7 protein-coding genes and 1 pseudogene are annotated in these 9106 nt (G+C 72.5%); all 8 read left to right on the forward strand.

The features are described 5' to 3' along the window. A partial coding sequence (locus tag GTW40_RS15590) for a DUF3152 domain-containing protein (RefSeq protein WP_161180788.1) occupies positions 1-1015 on the forward strand: 1015 nt, incomplete at its 5' end. A 56-nt stretch (positions 1016-1071) separates the two neighbouring features. Further along, positions 1072-1167, forward strand: a complete 96-nt coding sequence (locus tag GTW40_RS33720) for an Ms4533A family Cys-rich leader peptide (RefSeq protein WP_018544361.1) — start codon at positions 1072-1074, stop codon at positions 1165-1167. A gap of 185 nt (positions 1168-1352) precedes the next feature. Beyond that, positions 1353-3065, forward strand: coding sequence for an ABC transporter substrate-binding protein (locus tag GTW40_RS15595; protein WP_161180789.1), 1713 nt, complete (start codon positions 1353-1355; stop codon positions 3063-3065). 4 nt (positions 3066-3069) lie between these two features. Continuing rightward, positions 3070-4128: an ABC transporter permease gene (locus GTW40_RS15600; protein ID WP_161180790.1), complete on the forward strand. Its 1059-nt coding sequence runs from the start codon at positions 3070-3072 to the stop codon at positions 4126-4128. Next, positions 4125-5123 carry an ABC transporter permease gene (locus GTW40_RS15605; RefSeq protein ID WP_161180791.1) on the forward strand — a complete coding sequence of 333 codons (999 nt, stop codon included), beginning with the start codon at positions 4125-4127 and terminating at the stop codon, positions 5121-5123. Before GTW40_RS15600 ends, GTW40_RS15605 begins: the two co-directional genes overlap by 4 nt. Before the next feature lie 11 nt (positions 5124-5134). Beyond that, complete coding sequence (locus tag GTW40_RS15610; RefSeq protein WP_237525537.1) at positions 5135-6745, forward strand: ABC transporter ATP-binding protein; 1611 nt, start codon at positions 5135-5137, stop codon at positions 6743-6745. Positions 6746-6953: 208 nt separating this feature from the next. Then, positions 6954-8636, forward strand: a complete 1683-nt coding sequence (locus GTW40_RS15615; protein ID WP_161180793.1) for a DUF3492 domain-containing protein — start codon at positions 6954-6956, stop codon at positions 8634-8636. Then, a pseudogene (locus GTW40_RS15620) lies at positions 8633-9106 on the forward strand (hypothetical protein); the annotation flags it as partial. The gene GTW40_RS15615 and the pseudogene GTW40_RS15620, both read left to right, overlap by 4 nt.

Raw genomic sequence — 9106 nt, forward strand, 5'->3', positions numbered from 1 at the left:
GGCTCCGGGCGCGCGGCGGCCGTTCCCCCGGCAGCGGCGGGCCGAGCCCGTACCGGACACGGCACCGGCCGGAGGGTCCGGGCGGGGGCCCCGGCAGGACTATCTGGACGCCTTCGAAGCGGAGTCCTTCGAGGCGGAGTCGGCGGTGGGCGCACCGCGTATCACCGCGCCCGTCGAGTCCGTCGGCGTGGATACCGAGCCGTTCGAGCTGCCCGTGCGGCAGCGCGGCACCAAGGGGCGTACGTTCACCGGCGTCGCGGCGGCCGCCGTGACCACCGTGCTCGCGGTCGTGGTCGCCGGACAGGTGGCCGACGGCAGGGCGGACGGGCAGTCGCGGACCGCCGCCGACGGCACCGGTGAGGCCAGGACGGCGGCGCAGGCCGCCCCGTCGGCCGGGCCGAGCGCCGTCCCGCTGACGTACGAGCAGAAGATGAGCCGCCTCTATCCGCTGGGCGCGACGTTCAAGGGTTCGGGGAAGTTCGACGCCGTGCCCGGTTCCGCCAAGGCCCCCGGCGCCGGGCAGAAGCTGACCTACCGCGTCGACGTGGAGCAGGGGCTCGGCCTCGACGGCGCCCTCTTCGCCGACGCCGTGCAGAAGACGCTCAACGACGACCGCAGCTGGTCCCACGACGGCGCCCGCACCTTCGAGCGCGTCTCGAAGGGCAAGCCGGACTTCGTGATCACGCTCGCCAGCCCCGGCACCACCGCCTTCTGGTGCGCCAAGTCGGGCCTGGACACCACGGAGGACAACGTCTCCTGCGACTCGGCCGCCACCGAGCGCGTGATGATCAACGCGTACCGCTGGGCGCAGGGCAGCGTGACCTACGGTGACGCCAAGATCCACGCCTATCGGCAGATGCTGATCAACCACGAGGTCGGCCACCGGCTCGGCCACGGCCATGTCACATGCGAGAAGGACGGCCAACTCGCGCCGGTCATGCAGCAGCAGACCAAGTTCCTCGACCACGACGGAATCCACTGCCTGCCCAACCCCTGGCCGTACCCGAGGAGTTGACCCCCGCCGCTTATGTCACATTGACATGAGTCGCAAGTTCGTTCATATTTCTGCGCATGTGGTCCCGTCCCGCCGTCTGCCGTAGCGCCGCCATCGAGCTGGCGCTCATCGGCGTGACCGCGCTCTGCGTGGCCGACATTCACTGTCGCTGACGCCGCCGCTTCGGCGTTCGCGTCGGGATATCCCTTTCCTCCCTGTTTGCCGCCCTCTTCGGGCCGCATGCCTCTCGACGACTGACGCCGGGGCCGACATCTGTCCGCAGCTGTCTCACTCCTCGTCCACATGTCTCACCCCTCGGGAATTTCCCGCGGGGCTCCCCGAGAGGTCGTCTATTCCGATGCGTCAACCGTCCCTCATAGCGCGCCGCGTGGCAGCGGCATCCGTCGGCCTGGTCGTGGCAGCGGGCGCCGCCGCCTGCGGTCCGAAGGACAACGATGCCAAGGGCGCCGGCGGCGACTCCACGCCCCACAAGGGCGGCACCCTCACCGTGCTCAACGCCCAGCCCCAGTCGGACTTCGACCCCGCCCGGCTCTACACCTCCGGCGGCGGCAACGTCCCCTCGCTGGTCTTCCGCACCCTGACCACGCGCAACCGCGAGAACGGCGCGGCGGGCGCCAAGGTGGTCCCCGACCTCGCCACCGACACCGGGCGTCCCAACAAGGACGCGACCGTGTGGACGTACACCCTGAAGCCGGGCCTGAAGTACGAGGACGGCACGCCGATCACCTCGGCGGACATCAAGTACGGCATCGAGCGCTCCTTCGCCCCCGAACTCTCGGGCGGCGCCCCCTACTTGCGCGACTGGCTGACCGGTGCCGCCAAGTACCAGGGCCCGTACAAGGACAAGAAGGGCCTCTCCGCGATCGAGACGCCCGACGCGCGGACGATCGTCTTCCATCTCAACAAGCCCGAGGGCGAGTTCCCCTACCTGGCCACCCAGACGCAGTTCGCGCCGGTGCCCCAGGCCAAGGACAAGGGCACCAAGTACGAGGAGCACCCGGTCTCCTCGGGCCCGTACCGCGTCGTGCGCAACGACAACGACGGCGAGCACGTCGTGCTGGAGCGCAACCCGCACTGGAGCGGTGACGACGAGCGCAAGGCGTACCCCGACAGGATCGACGTGCGCTCCGGGCTCGACTCCTCCGTCATCAACCAGCGGCTCTCCTCCTCCCAGGGCGCGGACGCCGCCGCCGTCACCACCGACACCAACCTCGGCCCGGCCGAACTCGCCCGCGTCAGCGGCGACAAGAAGCTGGCCGACCGCGTGGGCACCGGCCACTTCGGCTACACGAACTACATCGCCTTCAACCCGAAGGTGAAGCCGTTCGACAACCCCAAGGTGCGCGAGGCCGTCGCGTACGCCGTGGACCGCTCCTCGGTGGTCAACGCGGCCGGCGGCTCCGCGCTCGCCGAGCCCGCCACCACCTTCCTGCCGGACCAGAAGTCCTTCGGCTACACGCCGTACGACCCGTTCCCGGCCGGCAAGTCCGGCAACGCGGCCAAGGCCAAGGAGTTGCTGAAGGAGGCGGGTTACGCGAAGGGCCTCACCGTGACCCTGACCCACTCCAACAGCAAGGACTTCGAGACCAGCCCGGAGATCGCCACCGCACTCCAGGACGCGCTGAAGAAGGCGGGCATCACCGTCAAGCTCCAGGGCCTGGAAGACAACGACTACCGGGACAAGATCCACAGCGTGAAGACCGAGCCCGGCTTCTTCCTCGCGCACTGGGGTGCCGACTGGCCCTCCGGCGGTCCCTTCCTCGCCCCGATCTTCGACGGCCGCCAGATCGTCAAGGACGGCGCCAACTTCAACACCGGTCTGCTGAACGACAAGTCGGTCAACGACGAGATCGACGCCATCAACAAGCTGACCGACCTGAACGCCGCCGCCGTGCGGTGGGGCGCGCTCGACAAGAAGATCGGCGCGCAGGCCCTGACCGTCCCGCTGTTCCACCCCGTCTACAAGCGCCTGTACGGCTCGGACGTCAGGAACATCGTGATCAGCGACTGGACCGGCGTGCTGGACATCTCCCAGGTCGCGGTGAAGTGACCCCGTGAGTGACGCTCTCGTCGCCGCCGAGGCCGCCGGGACGGACCCTTCCGTCCCGGCGGCCTCGGGGGCCCGTCTGTTCTGGCGACGGCTGCGCACCCGGCGGGCCGCTCTCGCCGCCGCGGCCGTCGTCGCCCTGCTCGTCCTGATCGCGCTCGCCGCGCCCCTGCTCACCGCCCTTGAGGGCCAGGACCCCACCACCTACCACCCCGCGCTGGTCGACTCCGCGCGCGGCGGCGTGCCCGTCGGACCGCTCGGCGGGATCAGCGCCGAGCACTGGTTCGGCGTCGAACCGCAGACCGGCCGCGACCTGTTCGCGCGCATGGTCTACGGCGCCCGCGTCTCGCTCGGCGTCGCCCTCGCGGCCACCGTCGTCCAGGTCGCCGTCGGCGTCACCATCGGTGTCGCCGCCGCCCTGGGCAACCGCTGGCTCGACCAACTCCTCAGCCGCGTCACGGACATCATCGTGTCCCTGCCCCTGATGATCATGGCGCTCGCGCTGCTGGCCATCGTGCCCACGAGCTTCCCGCGCCCGATCCTGGTCGCCTTCGTCATCGGTCTGATCGCGTGGGGCAACCTCGCCAAGATCGTGCGTGCGCAGACCCTCACGCTCAAGGGGCTCGACTACGTCGCCGCCGCCCGGCTCAGCGGCTGGGGCGCCGTCAGCGTCGCCCGCCGCGAGCTGCTGCCCGGCCTCGCCGCGCCCGTGATGACCTACGCCGCGCTGCTCGTGCCCAGCAACATCTCCATCGAGGCCGCCCTGTCCTTCCTCGGCGTCGGCGTGAAGCCGCCCACGCCCTCCTGGGGACAGATGATCACCTCGGCCGACATCTGGTACCAGTCCGCGCCGCAGTACCTGCTCTTCCCGGCCGGTGCCCTCTTCGTCACCGTGCTCGCCCTCACCGTCCTCGGCGACGGCGTGCGCACGGCCCTCGACCCGCGCGCGGCGTCGCGGCTGCGGATCGGGACGGGGCGGTCGGGTCGCTCGGGTCGCTCGGGTGCGAAGAAGGGCGCCGCGAAGAGCGCGGTCGCGCAGAACGCCACCAAGGAGGGCGCTCAGTGAACGGCTTCGGCGGCTTCCTGCTGCGCCGCGCGGTGGGCATGGCCATCACCCTGCTCGCCGTCTCGGTCCTCGTCTACGTGGTCTTCTACGCCACTCCCGGCAACGTCGCCCAGATCACCTGCGGCCCGCGCTGCTCCCCGGAACAGGTGCGCCAGGTCGCCGACCAGCTCCATCTCGGCGACCCGCTTTATGTGCGCTACTGGCACTTCCTGGAAGGCATCCTCGTCGGCCAGGACTACTCCACCGGCACCTCCGTCGAGCACTGCTCCGCGCCCTGCCTCGGCCTGTCGTACCAGACCGACCAGCAGGTGCTGGACATCATCCTGACCCGCCTTCCGGTCAGCCTCTCGCTGGTCGCCGGGGCCATGGTGCTGTGGCTGCTCATCGGCGTCGGCACCGGCGTGCTCTCCGCCTGGCGGCGCGGCCGGCTGACCGAGCGGGTGCTGACCGCGCTCACCCTCGCGGGCTGGGCCACCCCGGTCTTCGTGCTCGGCCTGGTCCTGGTGATCGTCGTCTGCGGCGAACTCCAGCTGCTGCCCTTCCCGCAGTACGTGAACCTCACCGACGACCCCGAGCAGTGGGCGTGGGGACTGCTGCTGCCCTGGCTGTCCTTCGCCCTGATCGAGTCGGCGCCCTTCGCCCGGCTCACCCGCTCGGCGATGCTGGAGACCCTCGCCGAGGACCACATCCGCACCTTCCGCGCCTACGGCGTCAGCGAGCGGGCCATCGTCGGACGGCACGCCCTGCGCGGCGCGCTGGCCCCGGTCATCGCCCTCAACGCGAACAACCTCGGCTCGGGCATCGGGGGCGCGGTCCTCACCGAGACGCTGTTCGGCCTGCCGGGCATCGGCCAGGAACTGGTGCGGGCGGTAAAGGTGGTGGACCTGCCGGTGGTCGTGGGCATGGTCCTGGTCGTCGCCTTCTTCGTGATCGTCGCCAATGCCGTAGCGGACGTCCTGTACGCCGTGGCCGACCGACGGGTGGTCATCGCATGAGTGGTCAGCGCATGAGTGGTCAGCGCGCGAGCCTGGTCGAAGTCACCGACCTCGCCGTCGACTTCGGCGGTCTGAAGGCCGTGGACGGACTCTCCTTCAGCCTGGAACCCGGGGCCGCGCTGGCCCTCGTCGGCGAGTCCGGCTCCGGCAAGTCCACCGTCGCGAGCGCCCTGTTGGGGCTGCACCGGGGGACCGGGGCCGAGGTCACCGGTGCGGTCCGGGTCGCCGGGACCGACGTACAGGCCGCCACGGACGAGGAGTTGCGGCGGCTGCGCGGGGCCAAGGCCGCCATGGTCTTCCAGGACCCGCTGTCCTCGCTCGACCCGTACTACGCGGTCGGGGACCAGATCGCGGAGGTCTACCGCGTCCACACCCGCGCCTCCCGGCGGGCCGCCCGCGCACGGGCCGTCGAGGTCCTCGACCGCGTCGGCATCCCGGACGCGGTACGGCGCTCCCGCTCGCGACCGCACGAGTTCAGCGGCGGTATGCGTCAGCGCGCCCTGATCGCCATGGCGCTCGCCTGCGAGCCCGAGCTGCTGATCGCGGACGAGCCGACCACCGCCCTCGACGTCACCGTGCAGGCCCAGATCCTGGACCTGCTGCACACCCTGCGCGAGGAGACCGGCATGGGTCTGCTCCTCGTCACGCACGACGTGGGCGTGGCCGCCGAGAGCGTGGACGACGTCCTGGTGATGCGGCACGGCAGGGCCGTCGAACGCGGCCCGGTCGCCGAGGTGTTGCGGGCTCCCGTCGAGCCGTACACCCGCGAACTTCTCGCCGCCGTACCGAGGTTGGAGGTGCGCCGCGAGGCGTCCGCCGGGGAGCCCGGCGGCATCGTCCTGGAGGCGAGCGGGCTGAGGCGTCAATTCGGGCGTGGGAAGCGGGCGTTCACGGCCGTGGACGACGTGTCGCTGACCCTGCGCCGGGGCGAGACCCTCGGCATCGTGGGCGAGAGCGGCAGCGGCAAGACCACGCTCGGACGGATGCTGGTCGGACTCCTGGAGCCGAGCGCCGGGACGATCACGTACCAGGGGCGCCCGCACACCGGGGTCGACCCCTCCGTGCAGATGGTCTTCCAGGACCCCGCCTCCTCCCTCAACCCCCGCCGCACGGTGGGCGAGTCGATCGCCGACCCGCTGCGCGCGAAGGGGGAGAGGGATGAGACCCGCATTCGGGAGCGCGTGACCGGACTCCTGGAGCGGGTCGGTCTGGACACATCCCAACGCGACCGCTACCCGCACGAGTTCAGCGGCGGCCAGCGCCAGCGCGTCGGCATCGCCCGCGCGCTCGCGGCCGACCCGCGCGTCCTCGTCTGCGACGAGCCGGTCTCCGCGCTCGACGTGACCACCCAGGCCCAAGTGGTGGCCCTGCTCGACGAGTTGCGCCGTGAACTCGGTCTCGCGCTGGTCTTCATCGCGCACGACCTCGCCGTGGTCCGCCAGGTCAGCGACCGGGTCGCGGTCATGCGCCGGGGCCGGATCGTCGAAGCGGGCCCGGCCGACGAGGTCTACGACAGCCCGGGCGACCCGTACACCCGCGAACTCCTGGCCGCCGTACCGGCCCTGGACCCGGAGGTGGCCGCCGAGCGGCGCGCGGCCCGGCGGGAGCCCGCGGCGGCCTGACGTGAACACGCGGCGGCGCACCGGAGCTTCGCACCTGTCTTAGCGCGTCGGAACGCGCCCCGCACGCGAAAGTTACGACCGTTCACCCCTTTTGGTGGCGCGATGGACAACCGTCCGTCGCGCCACCGCCTTGTCCGCATACGTTCGTCCCGCTGCGAGCCGCCGGGAGGACGGCGGCTCCCACACACGGGAGATCGGGGGTGCACGCGTGCGCATCGGACTGCTTACGGAGGGTGGCTATCCGTATGTGAGCGGTGACGCCGGGATCTGGTGCGACCGGCTCGTGCGCGGGCTCGGGCAGCACGAGTTCGACGTCTACGCGCTCAGCCGGGACCACGACCAGGAGCGGGCGGGCTGGGTCACGCTTCCGCCGCAGGTCCACCGGGTGCGCACGGCCCCGCTGTGGACCACCGAGGACGAAGGACCCACCCTCGGCCGACGCGCCCGCAGGCGCCTCGCCGAGTTCTACGGCGACCTCCTCGCGGCGATCTGGGCCGAGCCCGGTGCCGGTTCGGCGCCCGCCGCCGAAGAACTGGCGGACCGTTTCGGCAACGCGCTGTACAGCCTCGCCGAACTCGCCCGCGAGGAAGGCCCGCTGACCGGAGCACTCCGCTCCGAGACCGCCGTACGCGCCCTGGAGCGTGCCTGTCGCGCACCCGGCGCACCGCGCACCGCCCGCGAGGCCAGGGTGCCCGACCTGCTCACCGTCACCGACCACCTGGAGCGCGCCCTGCGCCCGCTCTCCCTCGACTGGTACGGCGAGGACGCCCTCGCCGCCGCCGACCTCTGCCACGCCACCTCCGGCGGCACCGCGGCCCTGCCCGGACTGCTCGCCCGGCACTTCTCCGGCGTGCCCCTGCTCGTCACCGAGTACGGCGTCCAGTTGCGCTCGCGCTACCTCGCCCTCGGCCCCGACGCCGCCGCCCCCGCCGTCCGCGCGCTGCTCGCCGCCTTCCACGGCAGGCTCGCCGCCGAGGTCTACCGCCGGGCCGAGATCCTCACCCCGGGCAACGCCCACGCCCGCCGCTGGCAGGAGCGGTGCGGTGCCGACCGGGCCCGGATCAGGACCGTCCACCCGGGCATGGACGCCGCCCGCTTCGCCGAGGTCGGGGAGGGGCCCGACCGGTCCGACCCCGGCACGCTGGTGTGGGTCGGGCGGATCGAGCCCGCCAAGGACCTCATCTCCCTGCTGCACGCCTTCGCCGAGATCCGCCGGGAGGAGCCCGCCGCGCGCCTGCGGATCGTGGGCGTGCCGGTGGACGCCGAGGGCGAGGCGTACCTCGGCCACTGCCGGGCGCTCGCCGCCCAGCTCTTCCCGGACGAGGCGGAGGGTGTGCACGAGGTCGGGGACAACCCCGTCTCCTTCGAGGAGATCGGCGGCCCCGAGGCACCGAGCCTCGCCGAGGCATACGCCTCCGGTGCCGTCGTGGTCCTCTCCAGCGTGGTCGAGGGCTTCCCGGTCAGCCTGGCCGAGGCCATGTTCTGCGGCCGGGCCACCGTCTCCACCGACGTGGGCGCGGTGGTCGAGGTCATCGGGGGCACCGGGCTCGTCGTACCGCCGCGCAACCCCCGGGCGCTCGCGGAGGCGTGCGTGACGCTGCTGCGCGACCCCGAGAGGCGGGCACGCCTCGGCGCCGCGGCCCGGGCCCGCGCGGTCGAACTGCTCGGCGTCGAACAGAACATCACGGCATTTCACGGCATTTACCTGGAGATCGTCTCGCACTGTCCGGTCAGCCGCGACGACACCGGTGAGCCGCTGCCCTTCGCCACCCCGGCCGAGATCCACGCCCCCGGCCGTCTGACGGCGCCCACGGCCCGTCCGGCCCCGGCCTGGGCCGACCCCGACCCGTCCCGCCCGGTGGCGGCGACGGCAGGGAAGGGGACGCGATGAGCGGCGGCGCGGGCAGAACGGCGGGGGAGCGGGGCGGTACGACGATGAGCGCGCGCGTGGACGGCGAGGTCGGGGACACCCCGGCGGGGTCCGACGGCACGGGACCGGCCGAGGCGGTCGCCCCCGAGGCACCGGAGGTGTCTCCGCGCCCCGCCACCCGTCGGCGCGGCACCGCCGACCCTGTGAAGGCCCTGCTGCACCAGCACCGCGACCTGTGCGAGCGGGCCGTCGACGCGCTGGAGATCGCGGCGGGCCTGGAGGCGCACGGCGTCACCGACCGCACCGCCGCCCGCTTCCGGCACCGGGACGTCTTCTCGCTCGCCGAGGAGCTGTACGCCCGCGTCCCCCGCGACGACGAGCCGCAGTCCCCGGCGGACCCCGGCCCCGGCCCCCGGATCCGTACCGACTGGGTCCTGCTCACGCTGCTGCCCGGCGCACTCGCCGCCGCGGCCGCCGCCGGGCTGCTCCTC

It is taken from the genome of Streptomyces sp. SID4985 (genome assembly GCF_009863025.1).
Lineage (GTDB): Bacteria > Actinomycetota > Actinomycetes > Streptomycetales > Streptomycetaceae > Streptomyces.

Excerpts from the sequence above, each read along its gene's own strand:
- GTW40_RS33720 (WP_018544361.1), top strand. The coding sequence starts at position 1,072 with ATGTGGTCCCGTCCCGCCGTCTGCCGTAGCGCCGCCATCGAGCTGGCG.
- GTW40_RS15595 (WP_161180789.1), top strand. The coding sequence starts at position 1,353 with ATGCGTCAACCGTCCCTCATAGCGCGCCGCGTGGCAGCGGCATCCGTC.
- GTW40_RS15610 (WP_237525537.1), top strand. The coding sequence starts at position 5,135 with ATGAGTGGTCAGCGCGCGAGCCTGGTCGAAGTCACCGACCTCGCCGTC.